This is a genomic window from Corynebacterium sp. HMSC075D04 (assembly GCF_001815635.1).
GTDB lineage: Bacteria > Actinomycetota > Actinomycetes > Mycobacteriales > Mycobacteriaceae > Corynebacterium > Corynebacterium coyleae.
The window spans coordinates 1-238 of sequence record NZ_KV821353.1; the positions used below are offsets into that span (position 1 = coordinate 1).

Genomic DNA, 238 nt, shown 5'->3' on the forward strand with positions numbered 1-238 from the left:
CCGCCACGATCAGACAGCCACCTGCGGTGTAGGTGCCGTCGATGAAGATCTGGTCGTAGACCCTGCCTGTATGGCCGATGGTCGGGTCAGGCACGTCAACCAGCCAAAAGGCATCGAATTTGCGCTGCAGCGTACGTGTCGAGCAGCTCATGTTGCCGGCGATCGCCGCAAGACTGGTCCCGGTGGTCAGGTGCTGGATGAACGCACGAAATAGGGCTGCGTTGGTGATATCGCTGCG

General features: G+C 60.5%; 1 pseudogene. It reads right to left on the bottom strand.

Annotated elements, in window-relative coordinates:
* Nucleotides 1–238 (bottom strand): annotated as a pseudogene (locus tag HMPREF3048_RS07870) (IS256 family transposase); the annotation flags it as partial.